This is a genomic window from Sorangium sp. So ce185 (assembly GCF_051526825.1).
Classification (GTDB): Bacteria; Myxococcota_A; Polyangia; order Polyangiales; family Polyangiaceae; genus Sorangium; species Sorangium cellulosum_D.
Genome location: NZ_CP150316.1, coordinates 138,580 through 155,107, shown reverse-complemented (window position 1 = coordinate 155,107; position 16,528 = coordinate 138,580). Strand labels below are relative to the sequence as shown.

Annotated in this window: 14 protein-coding genes; 8 read left to right on the top strand and 6 right to left on the bottom strand. The window is 71.1% G+C overall.

All coding sequences use genetic code 11. The features are described 5' to 3' along the window. Nucleotides 1-334: 334 nt before the first annotated feature. The gene (locus WMF26_RS00560) at nt 335-1,456 is read left to right on the top strand and encodes a DUF4185 domain-containing protein (RefSeq protein WP_437998695.1); all 1,122 of its coding nucleotides are present in this window, start codon (nt 335-337) and stop codon (nt 1,454-1,456) included. 518 nt (nt 1,457-1,974) lie between these two features. On the opposite strand, the gene WMF26_RS00555 is transcribed toward WMF26_RS00560, so the two are convergent. Next, nucleotides 1,975-2,895: a transposase gene (locus WMF26_RS00555; protein ID WP_437998694.1), complete on the bottom strand. Its 921-nt coding sequence runs from the start codon at nt 2,893-2,895 to the stop codon at nt 1,975-1,977. A gap of 576 nt (nt 2,896-3,471) precedes the next feature. On the opposite strand from WMF26_RS00555, the gene WMF26_RS00550 reads away from it, so the two are divergent. The 3 genes from WMF26_RS00550 to WMF26_RS00540 all read left to right on the top strand — a co-directional run bounded on the left by WMF26_RS00550 (nt 3,472) and on the right by WMF26_RS00540 (nt 6,185). After that, on the top strand, nt 3,472-4,185 hold the full coding sequence (locus tag WMF26_RS00550; RefSeq protein WP_437998693.1) for a helix-turn-helix domain-containing protein: 714 nt from the start codon (nt 3,472-3,474) through the stop codon (nt 4,183-4,185). Next, the gene (locus WMF26_RS00545) at nt 4,071-4,439 is read left to right on the top strand and encodes an AraC family transcriptional regulator (protein WP_438002502.1); all 369 of its coding nucleotides are present in this window, start codon (nt 4,071-4,073) and stop codon (nt 4,437-4,439) included. The genes WMF26_RS00550 and WMF26_RS00545 overlap by 115 nt, the downstream gene beginning before the upstream one ends. A gap of 201 nt (nt 4,440-4,640) precedes the next feature. Continuing rightward, on the top strand, nt 4,641-6,185 hold the full coding sequence (locus WMF26_RS00540) for an IMP dehydrogenase (RefSeq protein WP_437998692.1): 1,545 nt from the start codon (nt 4,641-4,643) through the stop codon (nt 6,183-6,185). 92 nt (nt 6,186-6,277) lie between these two features. On the opposite strand, the gene WMF26_RS00535 is transcribed toward WMF26_RS00540, so the two are convergent. Then, a complete protein-coding gene (locus WMF26_RS00535; protein ID WP_437335286.1) occupies nt 6,278-7,192 on the bottom strand; it encodes a LysR family transcriptional regulator in 915 nt (304 codons plus the stop codon). A gap of 210 nt (nt 7,193-7,402) precedes the next feature. Here WMF26_RS00535 and leuC point away from each other — a divergent pair, with 210 nt between their 5' ends. From leuC to WMF26_RS00515, 4 genes are all read left to right on the top strand, one after another. After that, complete coding sequence (leuC, locus tag WMF26_RS00530) at nt 7,403-8,812, top strand: 3-isopropylmalate dehydratase large subunit (RefSeq protein ID WP_437998691.1); 1,410 nt, start codon at nt 7,403-7,405, stop codon at nt 8,810-8,812. 27 nt (nt 8,813-8,839) lie between these two features. Further along, nucleotides 8,840-9,457 (top strand): 3-isopropylmalate dehydratase small subunit, encoded by a 618-nt coding sequence (leuD, locus tag WMF26_RS00525; protein WP_020464811.1) that lies wholly within the window; start codon nt 8,840-8,842, stop codon nt 9,455-9,457. 823 nt (nt 9,458-10,280) lie between these two features. Next, a complete protein-coding gene (locus tag WMF26_RS00520; RefSeq protein WP_437998690.1) occupies nt 10,281-11,561 on the top strand; it encodes a hypothetical protein in 1,281 nt (426 codons plus the stop codon). 272 nt (nt 11,562-11,833) lie between these two features. Then, on the top strand, nt 11,834-12,772 hold the full coding sequence (locus tag WMF26_RS00515) for a fibro-slime domain-containing protein (RefSeq protein WP_437998689.1): 939 nt from the start codon (nt 11,834-11,836) through the stop codon (nt 12,770-12,772). Nucleotides 12,773-12,805: 33 nt separating this feature from the next. Here WMF26_RS00515 and WMF26_RS00510 read toward each other — a convergent pair whose 3' ends face one another. From WMF26_RS00510 to WMF26_RS00495, 4 genes are read right to left on the bottom strand one after another with little or no spacing between them, the layout of a single operon-like run. Further along, entirely contained in the window at nt 12,806-13,660 is an 855-nt protein-coding gene (locus WMF26_RS00510) for a lycopene cyclase domain-containing protein (protein WP_437998688.1), read from the bottom strand. 16 nt (nt 13,661-13,676) lie between these two features. Next, nucleotides 13,677-14,585 carry a prenyltransferase gene (locus tag WMF26_RS00505; RefSeq protein ID WP_437998687.1) on the bottom strand — a complete coding sequence of 303 codons (909 nt, stop codon included), beginning with the start codon at nt 14,583-14,585 and terminating at the stop codon, nt 13,677-13,679. Further along, complete coding sequence (locus WMF26_RS00500; protein WP_437335281.1) at nt 14,582-15,325, bottom strand: ferrochelatase; 744 nt, start codon at nt 15,323-15,325, stop codon at nt 14,582-14,584. Before WMF26_RS00500 ends, WMF26_RS00505 begins: the two co-directional genes overlap by 4 nt. Next, nucleotides 15,322-16,281, bottom strand: coding sequence for a UbiA family prenyltransferase (locus tag WMF26_RS00495; RefSeq protein ID WP_437998686.1), 960 nt, complete (start codon nt 16,279-16,281; stop codon nt 15,322-15,324). The genes WMF26_RS00500 and WMF26_RS00495 overlap by 4 nt, the downstream gene beginning before the upstream one ends. Between the last annotated feature and the right edge of the window lie 247 nt (nt 16,282-16,528).

Sequence of the window (16,528 nt, the reverse complement as noted above, 5' to 3'; positions counted from 1 at the left end):
GCGCGATGCACTGTCGGGAACAGCAGGGCGGCCAGCGGATACCATCGACTCTTTTGGTGCTGCACCTGAATTAACTTACGGCTCTGATTACCGGAGCGCTTCGACGAAACAGGTTGTTGGATGCTCTTTTCGCCCTGGCGGTCTTTCCCTTGAGACGAGCAGCGTTATCGCTTCCTGGCCTCCCTGCGGCCCCTGTCGTTCCTCATCGCCCCATCCCTTGAGCACGCGGCCTCTGCGCGCGGCGGCCGGGTCGCGCTCGCGGTCGCGTGCGGTCCGGCCGCGGAGCGCGACGCATGTGGCGGCGGCCCTCGGCTGCCGTGATATTCTCTCGCGCATGCGTTATCGAAGGGCGACGGGGGCGGCCGGGGTCGCACTCCTGTGCGTCGGGTGCGGCGCGGACGCGCCCGAGGTTCGGGTGCGCGCGGTGCGCGACCTGGGCGCGCTGACGTTCGAGCCATCGATTCGAGGGCGGGACGGCGGGTACAGCGCGCGGTGGGGTGATCGCTCGGTGTGGGTGTTCGGCGATACGACCCTGGAGGCGCCGGGGGCCGACGGCTCGCTCTGGAGATCGAGCACCTTCTGCTCAACCGACGACCTGGACGCGTCGGACGGGCTCTCGTCGCTGACCGAGCCGCTTGACGCGGCCGGCGCGCCTGGGGAGTTCCTGCCGTTCACGGCGGAGGAGCTCGAGTTCAACTCCGCGCACGTTGGCCCTCAGGCGGAGGAGACGTGCAAGGAGGACTGCGGGGCGCGCTACGCGCTGTGGCCGGGGCCGATCGTCGTCGATGAGGCGACGGGCCGCGCGCTGGTCTTCTACAGCAAGCTGATGGGGCGTGCCGGGGGGTTCAACATCGACGCGCTGGGCTCGTCCATCGCGGTCTGGGAGGGCCTCGACGCGCCGATCGTGCGTCCGGCGGCGCGCCCGGGCGCCGCGGATCCCACGCTGATTTTCGGCGCGGACGAGCCGTCGTTCACGGCGGCGGCGCTCGTACGCGAGGGGCTGCTCTACGCGTATGCCTGTGCGTGCTCGGGGCTCACGTGCCCGTGCCTCATCGCGCGCGTGCCGCTCGCGCAGGCGACGGAGCGCGGGGCGTGGCGGTTCTTCTCGGACGGCAGCTGGGTGGAGGGTCATGACGAGGCGGCGCCGGTCATGGCGGGAGCGCCGATGATGTCGGTGCACTGGAACGAGCACGCCGGCAGGTACGTCGCGATCTACAGCGAGCCGATGTCGTCGGAGATCTCCGTGCGGACGGCCCCGGCGCCGGAGGGCCCGTGGTCGGACAGTGAGGTGGCGTTCACCGCGGAGGCGCCCTCAACCCCGGAGGCATGGCCGTACGCTGGCCTGGGGCACGCGGAGCTCGCTCAGGAAGGAGGCCGGGTGGAGTACGTGACCTATTTCCGGGAGACGGGTTTCTTGGAAGGAGAGCTCCGACTCGTGGAGCTAGAGCTCGAGTGAGGGACCGAACGACCTCGGACGACCTCACCCGGGTTGACTGACCGGACGACCTGACCCGGGTTGACCGCGGCCGACCTGACCCCGGTTGACCGGGACGACCTGACCCCGGTTGACCGGGACGACCTAACCCGGGTTAGCCGAGAAGACGACCTGGCCCCGGTTGACCGACAAGACGACTTAACCCAGCTGACCGGGCCGCCACCCGGGAAACCTGAGACGATCCGGCCCTGGTTGACGGCCAGCAGCGAACCCGACCCGGGTTGTCCGAGCGCCACCCCATCTGCGCCACTCCACGCGCGTCGGGCTGCTCCCCGGTTGGCGGAGCGGCCCAATCCGGGTCGATCTGGCGATTGGACCCAGCTACCCGTAGGTACGCTCCTGTTCGGTCAAGCCGATCCTGCAACAACCTGCGTCTTGAGTCGCCTCGCTCCGCCATCTTGAGACGCACGTGCCCTCCGGCGACGTGTCGCCCCCGGTGGCCTCTCCGACCTACTCACCGTGCGCCGCCGGCGCAGCAACTACACCGTGAGCACGGCGTCCGTCACGGCGACCCCGTGAAACGCGCGCATCCACCACGTCCCCGCGGGGAATACGGCGCTGCGCACCCCGCTGCGCCACCGTTCGAGCGCCGCGCGGTACGACGCACGAAACGCGCGCACGGCGGCAGCAGCGATTCGCCATGCATCACCCTGCTCGCGCCCGACCGCAAACGTCGGACTGCAGCCGCGCAGCGGCTCGAAGCTCGTGGCACGCTCGTAGGGGGACACCCGGCTGGCGCCCTCCGCGCCAAGGACGTGTTGCCCTCGCCGCCCCACCTCCTCACGGGCCTGCGCTTCCTGGCGCTCCAGCTCGGCGGCGACCTCGCCGCGAAAGCCGTCGCCGCCATCCTGTTCGATGACAGGCGGCAGCGCGAGCGCGAGCGTTACTTCTTCTGGCCACTGCGGATTTTTCGGATCGAGATATGCCGCGGGTCGCGTCGCGCGCAGCACGCCGCAGCCGAGCTCGTTCACATCCACCTTGGCGCCCGGCCACTCGCGCGCATGTCGGACCAGGCCGGCGGCCACAGGATTCGCGAGCACGTAGGCGATCTTCTCCACCACCGCCGTCCGCGTCAGCAGCCGCACCACGCTCGTAGCCTCGTGGTCCCACACTGGCCCTTCCCACGTGCGGAGCACCTTGGTCCCGAGCGCGACGAGGCGATGGAAGAATTGCAAAAAACGCGGCAGGACGCCCATCGTATCGGTCACGACGAGGTGCAGGTGCGACGACATCGCGCAGAGCGCGTGGACCTCGATGCCGAAGCGGCGCGTCGAGACGGTGAGGGTGTAGACCAAGAGCTGGGTGATGGCAGCGTCAGGGCGGAAGAGCAGATGCCTGCGCAGGACGCGACGGGTGATGAGGTAGGTGGCGCCTGCGGCAATTTCGCGGGGCTGGCTCATGGCTGGCGTGCAATGGCAAACGCCGTGCCGGCTGGTGGGGTGAATGATTTCAAGGCATTGGCTCGCTCCTTGGGGTGGCGCCGCCAGGGCGCCAGGTGGTCCGCCACCTGGATAGTCCTTGAATCCACCTCAACCTGAATCCACCCCAACCTGAGTCGGGTCCCTTGAGCCACCCCAACCTGATCCATGATCCTGATCCAGCTCCACCCCAACCTGGGTGATCCACCCCAACGTGGGTCGCAGATCCACCCCAACCTGGGTCGAGTCGCTTAACCTGGGTCCGGTCGCGCCCAACGTGGGTCCGGTCTCAACCTGGGATCCGATCGCATCCAACCCGGGTCCGGTCGGCATCGGCGTCGGCATGCCAACCCGGGACCGGTCGCGAACCTGGGTCCGGTCGCGCGAACCTGGGTCCGGTCTCAACCTGGGTCCGAACCTGGGTCCGGTCGCGCGAACCTGGGTCCGGTCGGCACCCAACCTGGGTCCGGTCGCGGTCGAGCGCGCGAACCTGGGTCCGGTCTCAACCTGGGTCCGGTCGCGGTTCTTCTCAAACCGGCCATCAGGTAACCTCCCCCTGTGGCGACCAGCGACAGGAGCCGAGCCGAGTACCAGAAGCGGGTCAACCGCGTCATCGACTACATCCAGGCCCACCCCGGCGAGGAGCTCTCCCTCGAGACGTTGGCCGCGGTGGCGGCGTTCTCGCCGTTTCACTTCCACCGCGTCTTCAAGTCCATGACCGGCGAGAACCTCCGCGAGTTCATCCAGCGGACACGCCTCGAGACCGCGGCCAGCCATCTCACGTTGCGGCCGCGCGCCGACGTCCTCGAGATCGCGCTCGAGAACGGCTTCAGCTCGGCCAGCGCCTTCGCCCGCGCGTTCAAGGAGCGCTTCGGCATGAGCGCCTCCGCCTGGCGCAACGGAGGCGCCGCGGCCGCGCGCAAGGCGCGGCAAGCGGATCGCAAGCCGGGTGAAGTCGACCGCAACCCCGGCAAAGCAGCGGCGTGCGCGGTCGCCCAGGATGACGCCTCGTCGGGCACGGACGCCCGCCAAGACGAGGAGAAGATCATGAACGTGACCGTGAAGACGCTGCCGAGCTACCACGTGGCCTACGTCAGGAGCGTCGGCCCCTACGGCCCCGGAAGGAGCGTCGCCGAGGCCTGGCAGCGCCTCGTCCGCTGGGCGAGCGCGCGCGCGATCTGTGGACCCCGGACCGCATCTGCCTCGGCATCGCGCACGACAACCCCAAGGTCACCGACCCTTCCAAGTGCCGCCACGACGCCTCGATCGTGATCCCGGACGGCTTCAAGGCGGACGGCGAGGTCAACGTGACCGACATCGCCGGCGGGAAGTACGCCGCGAGCCTGTTCGTCGACGAGGCGAGCACGATCGGCGCCGCGTGGGACCGGCTCTTCGCCGAGTGGCTCCCGCAGAGCGGCTATCAGCCTGACCACCGGCCCTGCTTCGAGCTCTACCAGGGCGAGTTCCACGATCCCAAGACCAACACCTACCGCTGCGAGCTCTGCCTGCCCGTGCGCCCGCTCTAGCTGTGCTCGCCCGACGCCCGGCGCTCCCTGGCCGGACCTCTGCGCCGCGCCACGCGCGCCGGGCGCGGGCGCCGACGGCCCTGCCCGGTCGGGGCGCGCCGCCCCTCCGCGCACCCATAACTGCCCGATTTTGCTCACTTTTCACCCGGCTCCCGCCCCGGCTGCATTTGACAGCGCGAAACGCGTGCACTACGAGCCGACATGGCATTCATCTACGATGAGCCGAGCAGGACCTTTGGCGAGTACCTGCTCGTCCCGAATCTGACGACGAAGGACTGCGTCCCTGCGAACGTCGACCTCACGGCCCCCGTCGTCCGGTTCAAGGCCGATCGGGGCGCGGGGCCGCCGGACCCGAAGCTCGCGCCGCTCACGATCAACGTGCCCATCACCAGCGCGATGATGCAGTCGGTCTCGGGCGCCGATCTCGCGATCGCGCTCGCGCGCTGCGGCGGCCTGTCGTTCGTGTACGGCTCGCAGGGCATCGAGGAGGAAGCCGCCATGGTGCGGCGCGTGAAGAACTACAAGGCCGGGTTCGTCGTGAGCGACTCGAACCTGCGCCCCGACGCCACGCTGGGCGACGTCCTCGCGCTGACCGATCGCACGGGCCACTCCACCATCGCCATCACCGAGGACGGCACCCCCACGGGTCGGTTCGTCGGCATCATCACGAGCCGCGACTACCGGCTCGGCAAGACGCCGCTCAGCACGCCGGTGCGCGAGATCATGACGCCGTTCAAGTCGATCCACTGCGGCAAGGTCGGCATCGATCTCCAGGAGGCGAACGAGCTCATCTGGCGCCACAAGCTCAACACCCTCCCGGTCATCGACGAGCGGCAGCACCTGCAATACCTGGTGTTTCGGAAGGACTACGAGTCGCACCAGGCGCACCCGCTCGAGAACGTCGACCACGAGAAGCGGCTGATCGTCGGGGCCGGCATCAACTCGCGCGATTACCGGGACCGCGTGCCGGCGCTGGTGGAGGCGGGCGCCGACGTGCTCTGCATCGACTCGTCGGACGGCTACTCCGAGTGGCAGCGCGACACCATCGCCTTCGTGAAGTCGCAGGGCAAGCCGATCTACATCGGCGCCGGCAACGTCGTCGATCGCGAGGGGTTCCTCTACCTCGTCGAGTCCGGCGCCGACTTCGTCAAGGTCGGCATCGGCGGCGGCTCGATCTGCATCACGCGCGAGCAGAAGGGGATCGGCCGGGGCCAGGCGTCGGCCGTGATCGAGGTGGCCAAAGCGCGCGACGAGTACTTCCAGCGCACCGGCGTCTACGTGCCGATCTGCTCCGACGGCGGCATCAGCCAGGACTACCACATCACGATCGCGCTCGCGATGGGCGCCGACTTCGTGATGATGGGCCGCTACTTCGCGCGCTTCGACGAGGCGCCCGGGCGCAAGGTCCGCGTGAACAACCAGTTCATGAAGGAGTACTGGGGCGAAGGGAGCAACCGCGCGCGCAACTGGCAACGCTACGATCACGGCGACTCCAGCAAGAAGAAGGACCAGCTGGAGTTCGAGGAGGGGGTCGACAGCTACGTTCCCTATGCCGGCAAGCTCAAGGACAACCTCGACGTCACGCTCGCCAAGGTGCGCTCGACGATGTGCAACTGCGGCGCCATCTCGCTGCGCGATCTGTACATGCGCGCGCGCCTGACCGTCGCCTCGGCGGTCAGCATCCACGAGGGCGGCGTCCACGACGTGATGCTGAAGGACACGCGCAGCAGCCCGCGCGAGGCCTGACCTCCGGAACGTCGCTGAGCCCGGCGGCGCTCGGCGGACAAGCTGTGCCCCCGGGCGGGCCGCGGCGACGCTCGCCGCGCGCTGCGATCTCGCTACGCCCGGAGGAGCGCCCGCGTCCGCTGCTCCGCGCGGCGCCCCTCGGCCGTAAGGCGCTCGATGAAGCGCTCGATGATCGGATTGCGTCGGAAGTTCTCGCGCATCATCAGCTCGACGGGCAGCGGCTCGACCTCCTCGGCGACCTCGACGTCCAGCCGCGAGCGCGCGACCTCGGTCAGCGCGAGCGCCGGCGCGAGGCCGACGCCGAGCCCACCCGAGACGTACGAGACGAGGAGCGACACGCTCGACACGTCGATCGTCGAGATCGGCCGGATCCGCTCGCGATCCAGGTAGGCGTCGAGCAGCCGCCGCCCCACGCTGCCGGGCGCCAGCCGGAGCAGCGGCTCGTGCCGGAGCCGCTCGCGCAGCGCCGGCGCCTTGCCCTTGAGCCGCGGCCCCACCCAGAGGAACGGCTGCACGAACAGCGGCTGCTTCACGAGATCGCCGCCCGCCGAGGACGCCGACGCGAGGCCCAGGTCCACCTCCCCGCGCTCGACCCACCGCGCGGCGTCGATCGAGTTCGCCGTCGTGATCGCGAACCGCACCGGCGCGCGCTGCTCGAGCATCTGCCGGATGACCGGCACGAGCAGCCCCTTGCCGAGGTAGTCGCTCGCCGCGAGGCGCAGCGTCGTCGACGGCTCCCCCGCCAGCTCCGAGAGCAGCTCGAACACCCCTTCCGCCTGATCGAACAGGCGCGTGATCGCGCCGAGCGCCGCCTCGCCGGCCGGGCTGAGCCGCACGCCGCGCCCGTCGCGCTCGAACAGCGCCACCCCGAAGTGCTCCTCCACCCGGCGCACCTGCTGGCTGATCGCCGACGGCGTCTTGTGCAGCCGCCGCGCCGCCTCGGCGACCGAGCCCGACCGGGCCACCAGGAGGACATCCTCGAGCGCGGGGAGGAGCGACGCGTCCATGTAGCGTTACTTAACCCATCGTGAAAAAAGTTTCATTCGACTTAATGCTCGCGGACCCGCATAGTTCTACCGCCGCCCGACGCCGGACCGCCGGATCGGGGGCGCGCCGGCCGCCTCCCTGGAGCCAGCTGGCGCGCCCCGGCGCTCGGGCCGGTCCGCTTCGCACGCCGTCCCCTTCAGCCGCGTTCAGTTGCACCGCGAGAGGCCATCATGGGTAAGAGTCTCTATGACAAGGTTTGGGACCTCCACAAAGTCCGCACGTTGCCGAACGGCGAGGATCAGCTCTTCATCGGCCTTCACCTGATCCACGAGGTGACGAGCCCGCAGGCGTTCGGGATGCTCCGCGATCTCGGCCTGCGCGTGCGCATGCCCGATCGGACGTTCGCGACGCTCGACCACATCGTCCCCACCGACAACCGCAAGCGGCCGTTCAAGGACTCGCTGGCCGAGGGGATGGTCGACGCGCTCAAGAAGGCGTGCACCGAGCAGGGGGTCACCTTCTTCGATCTCGAGTCCGGGCGGCAGGGCATCGTGCACATCATCGGCCCCGAGCTCGGCCTGACCCAGCCTGGCATGACGATCGCGTGCGGCGACTCGCACACGTCGACGCACGGCGCGTTCGGCGCGATCGCGTTCGGGATCGGGACGACGCAGGTGCGCGACGTCCTCGCCACGCAGACGCTGAGCCTCCAGCGGCTCAAGGTCCGGCGCATCCAGGTCGAGGGCAAGCTCGGCCCGGGCGTCTACGCGAAGGACATCATCCTCGAGATCATCCGCCGGCTCGGCGTGTCGGGCGGCACGGGCTACGCGTACGAGTACGGCGGCTCGACCATCGAGGGGTTCTCGATGGAGGAGCGGATGACCCTGTGCAACATGTCGATCGAGGGCGGCGCCCGGGTCGGGTACGTCAACCCGGACCAGACGACGTTCGATTACATCAAGGGTCGTCCGTACGCCCCGAAGGGCGAGGCGTGGGAGAAGGCGCTCGAGTACTGGCGCTCGATCGCGTCGGACGAGGACGCGCGGTACGACGATGTCGTGCGGATCGACGCGAGCGCGATCGCGCCGACGGTCACGTGGGGCATCACGCCGGGCCAGGCGATCTCGGTGAAGGAGAAGGTGCCGGCGGCCGAGGACGTGGCGAACGAGTCCGAGCGGGCGCTGATCCGCGAGGCGCTCGAGTACATGCGGCTCGAGGGGGGCAAGCCGATCGAGGGGACGAAGATCAACGTGGCGTTCATCGGCAGCTGCACGAACGGCCGCCTCTCGGATTTCCGGGAGGTGGCGCAGCGCCTGAAGGGGCACAAGGTCGCGCCGCACGTGCGCGCGCTGGCGGTCCCGGGATCGATGGATGTGGCGCGGGCGGCCGAGGCCGAGGGGCTGGATCGGATCTTCCGCGAGGCGGGCTTCGAGTGGCGCGAGCCGGGCTGCTCGATGTGCCTGGCGATGAACCCGGACAAGCTCATCGGCGATGAGCTGTGCGCGTCCTCGTCGAACCGCAATTTCAAGGGCAGGCAGGGGAGTCCCACGGGCCGCACCGTGCTCATGAGCCCGGTGATGGTGGCCGCCGCCGCGGTCCGCGGCGAGATCGCGGATGCTCGTGACGTGTTCGGACTCTGACGACGCTCGCACCCGAGGGAGATTTCCATGGCACTCGACTTGATCCAAACCGTCACCGGTCGCGCCGTTCATGTTCCGGGGGACGACATCGATACGGACCGCATCATCCCGGCGCGCTTTCTCAAGTGCGTCACCTTCGACGGCATCGGCGAGCACCTCTTCCGGGACGTGCGCTTCGACGAGCGCGGCGAGAAGCGGGAGCACCCGCTGAACGACCCGCGGTTCGCGGGGGCCACGATCCTGATCGCCGACCGCAACTTCGGCTGCGGGTCGTCGCGCGAGCACGCGCCGCAGTCGATCGCCAAGGCGGGGTTCAAGGCGGTCGTCGCTGAGAGCTTCGCCGAGATCTTCTTCGGCAACTCGACGACGCTGGGCATCCCCTGCGTGTCGGTGAGCCGCGAGCACCGCGCCGCGCTCGCGGCGCGCGTGAACGCGGATCCGTCGACGCTCGTCACGGTGGACCTGCAGGAGCAGGTCGTGCGGGCGGGGGGCGATCTCGCGGTGCCGTTCACCATCAAGCCGGGGGCGCGCGAGTCGCTGCTCCGGGGCACGTGGGATCCGATCGCGCAGCTGCTCGAGGGCGCCGAGGAGGTCCAGAAGGTGGCGGCACGGCTGCCGTACGTGCAGCGCGCCGCCGCGCAGTAGCCCGCGCTCGACCGGCGCCGCCGCGCTGGCGGCTCGCCGGCAAAGCACCTCAAGCTGAAAGCAGGTCGAGCACCTCAACCTGCGGGCACCTCGACCCGAGCACCTCAACCTGGGTCGAGCACCTCAACCTGGGTCGAGCACCTCAACCTGGGTCGAGCACCTCAACCTGGGTCGAGCACCTCAACCTGGGTCGAGCACCTCAACCTGGGTCGGGTCGCTGGGCCAGGTTGCCGCCGAGCACCTCAACCTCGAGCACCTCAACCTGGGTCGGGCACCTCACAGGTTGCCGCCGCAACCTGGGTCGGGTCGCCGGGGTCGGGTCGCCGCAACCTGGGTCGGGTCGCCGCAACCTGGGTCGGGTCGCCGGGGTCGGGTCGCCGCCGCAACCTGGGTCGGGTCGCCGCAACCTGGTCGCCGCAACCTGGGTCGGGTCGCCCCGCAACCTGGGTCGGGTCGCATCGCCGGGTCGCCACCGCAACCTGGGTCGGGTCGCTCCGCAGAATGCCCACCGGCGCATCTGGCCCAACATGGCACGCTTCCAGCTCCGTCCGTCACACTGTGGCCCTACCGCGCTCGGCGTTGACACACAGGCCAGCCCACCCCTCTCGCAGCCCCAGAACTCCCCGCCTCACGCCGCGCTCCGGCTGGCAGGAGGTGTCGCCGAGCAGCCGAACGGGCGTGGCATGTCCAGTGCTCTGTCTCCCCTCGAGCTCTCGGACTGGCGCTGAGGAGCCGCGGAGCAGCAGCGCTCCGCATGCCGCGGCGCAGCGCCATCGTTCCTTGATCGCGTGTCTCTCACAGGCGCGCAGGACGGAGTATCCCCATGCGATTCGCATTCTTCTCTTCTCTTATCTTGCGTTCGTCGACCGCTCGCTCCTCGCTCCAGGGGCTCGTCGCGCTCTCTGCGCTGGTGGTGCTCACCGGCGCAAAGGGGCAGGGCTGTGGCTCCGCGGACGTGCCAACGACGCCGCCCGAGCCTGACTGTGGGCCTGGCTTCCACTGGGAGACGGTCTGTTCCCCGTGCGAGATCGGCGATGTGTGCGAAGACCAGTGTGTGCCCGATAAAGTCTGTCCTCCTGGATGGGGCCAGCAGACCTTTTGCGGCGCCAGCAGCACCAGCATCACCACCTCCGCGGGCCAGGGCGGCATGGACGGCGGCGTCGCCATGCCGATGCCTCCCGATGAGTGCTGGACCGACTGCGTGCCGCCGCAGCCGCTCTGCCCGCCCGGCACCATCGAGCAGACCGCGTGCAGCGGCGGCGTCACCCCCACGACTGCCACCGTCGGCTCCGGAGGCTGGACCGGCAGCAGCGTCGGTGTCGGCGGCACTGGCGGCACGGACGGCGGCGTCGCCATGCCGATGCCTCCCGGTGAGTGCTGGACCGACTGCGTGCCCGTCGAGCCCTACTGCCCGCCGGGCACGCAGGCGCAGACCGTCTGCGGTGGCACCACCGTCGCCGTCAGCAGCAGCGTCGGCGTCGGCGGCTCCGGCGGCTATGCTGGCGCTGGCGACGCTGGCGCCTGGGAGGGCACCGGCGGGTCCGGCGGGGTCACAACCCCGCCGGACCCCGGCGATTGCAGGACCGACTGCGTGCCCGTCGAGCCCTACTGCCCGCCGGGCACGCAAGCGCAGGAGATCTGCTACGACGGCATCCCCGAGACGACCGTCAGCGCCGGCACGGGTTACGGCAGCGGCGGCGCCTGGGGCGGCTGCTTCATCGAGTGCGTGCCCGCGGAGCCCCCCTGCCCGCCGGACACCATCCCGCAGACCGTCTGCGAGGACAGCTTCCCCGGCACGAGCGGCAGCAGCGGCACCGGCTACGGCGGCGGCGCCAGCCCGTACCCCGGTGGCGGCTGCCGGACCGAGTGCATCCCGGTGGAGCCCTACTGCCCGCCGGGCACCCTCGAGCAGAAGGTCTGCTCCGGCGCAGGCAGCACCGGCACCGGCATGGACGATGCCGCGTACCCCGGCGAGTGCTGGACCACGTGCGTGGAGGGCTCCATCTGCCCCCCCGAGGCGATCAAGCGGACCATCTGCGAGGAGCCGGCCGGCGGCGGCTCACCCCCGGTCTGCCGGACCGAGTGTGTCCTGATGCTGCCGTGACGCGGCGGGCGCGAGCGCCCCCTCGCGGCCACGGGAGGTGTCAGCAACGCGTCAACATCGCCCGCCCCCTGGAGCGTCATCGCTCCGTTGAAGAAAAGCGCCAAAAACGCCCTGGGAGATTCCACCCCTGCGACGCTTTTGGCGCATCAGCGGTCCGAGCGGGCGCCGCGGCGGCCTGGCGCGGCCGCGCCCTCTTGGAATGACGCCGGCCGGTGCGATTTCGCGAAGGGCAACCAGGCCCGACCGCATCCAGGGGAGCAGGAGGCGGCTCCATGACCCTGGCCCACCCAGAAGCATCTTTCTGCCCGGCCTTTCGACGGCCCCTGGCCCTGGTGCTCCTCTCGTGCGCGGCGCTGCCGCTCGCGGGGTGCCCCCTCCAGACCGCGTCCATCGGCCGTCGCAACGAGGATGCCTCGCACGTCGCGACGCCCGATCCATCGGACCAGGAGATCGGCAGCGAGACGCCGAACGTCGGCGGCGGTCCGCCCGAGGACGACGACGGCGGCGGCGGCAGCGCCGGTGCCGACGCCTTCATCGACGACGGCGACGGCGGCAGCGCCTCGGCCAAACCGCCTCCCCGCGACGCGAGCCTCTGCACGGCGAGCTTCCCCATGACCGTGCGCGACTTCTCCGAAAAACATCAAGATTTCGGCCCTTCTCAGACCACCGGCGGGAAGAAATTCGAGCCCGAGACCGAGCTCCAGAACGGCAAGCCGGTCGTCGCGGACCCGCCCGAGCAAGGCGCCAGCGCGGGCGACAGCTTCGACGAGTGGTTCCAGGACGATCCGGCCGTCAACAAGACGCTCCACCAGCTCATCCACCTCGATATCCGGAACGGCCGCGGACAGCTGGGCAACCGGAGCTTCTATTACGTCGATGGCCGCGGCTTCGGCAACGAGGGTTACGCGCACAACTTCGGCTTCACCGTCGAGTTCGAGGTGCCGTTCATCTACGCGCAGGGGAGCTCGTTCTCCTACGAATCGAGCGACGACGTCTGGATATCCGTCGACGACACGATCGTGGCCGAGCACTCCGTGAGCGACGGGGTGAACGGGGGAATCGTCCGTCTGGACGCGTGGGCCGATGCGCTCCACCTGAAGCCCGGGTCGTCCCACAAGCTCAAGGTCTTCTACGCCGAGCGAAACTTCGTGGCCTCGGTCTTCCTGCTGGAGACCGCGCTCAACGTCGAGTGCGTCGAAGCCATCGATTGAGCCGCCCGCGGCGCGGAGGGGCGCGTCTCCGGGTCAGCCCGCTGGTCGGTCGGGGCGCGGCGCCTTTGCGTACCTGAGCTCGAAGGCCCACGCCGGGAACACCGTGGCCGCGAGGCCCGCGCCGAGCCCGTAGAGGATCTCGTCGACCGGCACGCCGAGGAGCGTCCGGCCCGGCAGCAGCACGCTGGGCCGCCAGGTGCGCTCGAACACGCCGGGCACGAGCGCCGCGAAGGCGAGGCACAGGCCGAGGTAGAGGGCCGCCGACAGGAGAGCTCCGAGCAGGCCTGGCACGAGCAGATCGCGGCGCGCTCCGACGAGCGCGGCGGTGACCGCGATCATCGCCGCCACCGCGGCGTAGAGGACGGGCACCCCGGCCGCGAGGAGCGCCCCGGCCGTCGCGAGCGCGAGCGCGACCCCCGCCGCCGCCCGCAACCACGGTCGCGCCGCCGCCAACCCAGGTCGGGCCTGCGCCGCCGCCAACCCCGGTCGGGTCCGCGCCGCCGCCCGCAACCCCGGTCGGTTCTGCGCCGCCGCCAACCCCGGTCGGGCCTGCGCCGCCGCCAACCCCGGTCGGGTCCGCCGCGGCGCGCCCGGCGCGGCGCAGGGCACCAGCGCGCGGCGGAACGCCACGGCGTACGCGGTGGAGGAGAACGCGCTGAGCCCGACGATGAACAGCACGTCCTCGACGCCGAACCCGACCCGATCGGCCAGGTCGAACAGGAACTTGGGCGTCCAGTACGTCGGATAGAACAGCCGCTCGGTCGCCGCGAACGGCAGCGAGGCGACCGCCGCGCGCTTCATCAGCGAGCGCAGATCCGGGCGCGCCACCCAGATGGCGATCCCCGGCAGGAGAAAGAGGAGCGAGAGCAGCAGGAACTCGTGGGTCACCGCCCCGCCCTCCTCCTCAGCGCGCGGCGAGCGCGACGGCGGTTGCGGCCAACAGCGACAGCGTCGCCGCCCCCGCGGCCGCGACCCGGACCAGGAGCAGGCGCGAGCCCGGCGGCGCCGGGCGGGCCAGCAGCACGACGAGCGTCGCCGCCGCCGGCACGAGCAGACCCGGCGCCGGCCGCAGGCCCACCGCGCCCAGGCCGATCGGCGCGAGCAGCAGCGAGAGCCCGTTCAGGAGCGCCACGCACAGCGCGGCCCGCTCTCCGCCCACGCGCACGGCCAGCGTCCGCTTCTCGCTCTCCCGGTCCGACGGCTCGTCGGGGAGCGCGGTGGCGATCGCGCAGCCGAGGTGGCTCGGCAGCAAGCACGCGAGCAGCGCGAACGGGAACCGCCCGAGGTCGCCCCCCTGCGCCAGATACCCGTAGAGCGGCAGCACCACGCCGACCCCGACCATCTGGAGCAGCGCCCCGCCCCCGCGGTACGAGAGGCGGAGCGGCGGGTAGCTGTAGGCCCAGAGGAGCACGAGCGCCGCGATCGCGAGGAACACGAGGAGCGGCGCGCCGACCGCAGCGGCGAGCGCCGCCGAGACGGCCACGAGCGCCGCGGCGCAGGCCACGGCCGCGGCGCCGAGCGCGCGGGGCGAGAGGCGCCGCTCCACCAGCACGCGCGAGCCGCCCGAGAACGGCGTGGCGGTCCGGTTGAGGCGATCCGTCTCCTGATCCGCGACGTCGTTCGCGTAGACGATGAAGAGCTGGTCGAGGAGGCCGAAGAGCTGGACCGCCGCGAGCGTCCCGAGATCGAGCGGGCGGCCCGCCGCCCGCGCGCCGAGCAGTTGCCCGAGCAGCAGCGGGAGCGCGATGGTCGGCTGCGAGGCGAGCCGCGACGCCGCGAGCCAGGCCCGGAGCGCCCCCGGCCGGGCGCTCATCGCCCGCCGCCCCGCGACAGGCCGAGGCGCTCGGCCAGCTTGGCGCGCAGGTCGGTGAACGGCAGGTCCCAGCGGCGCTCGCCGTCGAAGCGCCACGCCTTGAGCGGGAGGAGGTCCACCTGGGCGAGCAGGTAATGGAGCTGCGACTCCTCGCGCGGCTCACGGATGAAGCTGAACGGGTTGCGGTACTCCCGGCCGTTCAGCTGCGAGTACTTGCGATCGTTGCTGGCCACGAGCTCGACGAGCGCCTTCTGCCGGCCGTCGAGGTAGTCGAAGAAGGCGAGATCGAACGGCCCGACGCCCGCCCGCTCGTCCGGCTTGCGCGTCACCCAGCGGGCCCAGTCGTAGCCGTAGAGGAAGTCGTGCGCGTAGCGGAAGCGCAGCTTCGACTTGTTGCCGAAGCCCACGCAGAGCGACACCACGCGGCACGCGAAATCGCCGATCGCGGGCGCGCTCCCGGCCTGCCACAGGCAGCACGCCAGGTAATCGAGGTCCCAGAAGATGTTGTCGGGGAAGTTGTCGACGATCGCGCGGATCACCTCGCCGAGCCCGCGGGCGAACGCCTGCGCGCGCTCGGCGTCCTCGCTGCCGCCCACGATCTGCTCGACCAGCGCGACCGGGGCGGGCGCGCTCGGCCGACCCGGCGCGACCGAGGCACGCGCGCCGAGCAGCGGCGTGAGCTGCGCGAGCTCGTCGCGCGCTTCGGCGGGGATCGCGCACGCAACGGGGGCGCCGGTCACCTCGGCCTCCCGCCGGCGCACAGCCCGGCGGCGAGCACGCCCGCCGACAGGACGACCGTCCCCCACCAGATCGCGCGGTGCAGCTCGAGCTTGTAGGCCGCCTGCGCGGCGAAGGCGTTCGTCACGGCGCCCGCGCTCTTCCCGACGAGCCGCGCCCGGAAGTAGAGCGCGACGGCCGCCGCCGGCGCGACCGACCCGATCGGCGGGGCGCCCGCGGCGAGGAGCGGCGCCGCGAGCCAGAGGAGCGGGCCGAGGCCGGCGAGGGCCTCCGTGGCCCGACGCGTGATCGCGTTGCCGAACAGCGCCGTCACGGTGCGCTTCCCCCCGGCGCGATCGCTCTGCTCGTCGGAGAGCCCGCTGGCCAGGGCGCTCGCCAGCGCGAGCGCGAGCAGGCCCGGCAGGAGCGCCGCGAGCCACGCCGGCGCCCACGCGCCGCACTGGGCATACGCGTGCATCACGGGGAGCACGCCGCCCACGCCGATCATCTCCAGGAGCTCGCCGCCGCCGCGGTAGTTCAGCCGGAGCGGCGGCAGCGTGTACGCGGCGAAGACGAGCAGGCCCAGCGCGGCCAGGGGGAGCAGCAGCGGGCGATCGAGCGCGTCGCCGGCCCCCCAGGCGACGAGCAGCGCGGCGGCGCCGGCGCCGAGGCCGGCGAGGAGCAGGGCACGCGCCGGGAGGATGCCGTCCGGGATGGTCTTCGGCGAGCAGCCCTCCGGGAACATGCGCCGCTTGAGGGCGTCGACCTCGCGATCGCCCCAGTCGTTCAGGAGCACGACGAACGCGACGTCCGCGACCATCCACAGCGCGCCGAAGGCGAGCGCGCCCGCCGACAGCCGGCCCGCGACGGCCGCGCCCACGGCCTGCCCGCATACGGCCGGGACGAGCACCTTGGGCCAGCTCGCGGGCTTGAGCGCGTACCACCACCGCGCTCCAGGGCTCATCGACTCGACGCGCATGGCTCAGGTCTTTCTGCTGCTAGCACAAGAACATGCGCGCTCATCGGCCCCACGAGGTCGCCCGGGCTCGGCACCCTCGCCGCTCGGGCGCGCCGGGGCAACGCCGCGGCGTGTCGGCCGCGCGCCGTGCGGCGTTTCCTTCCACGCCGATCTGAGCCACCTTATGCCCCGGCGGCCTCGCCGCACGACCTCGCGCGGCGGCGGCGCGGAGGCGGGAAGACACGAAGAAAGCCCAATGATTTTCATG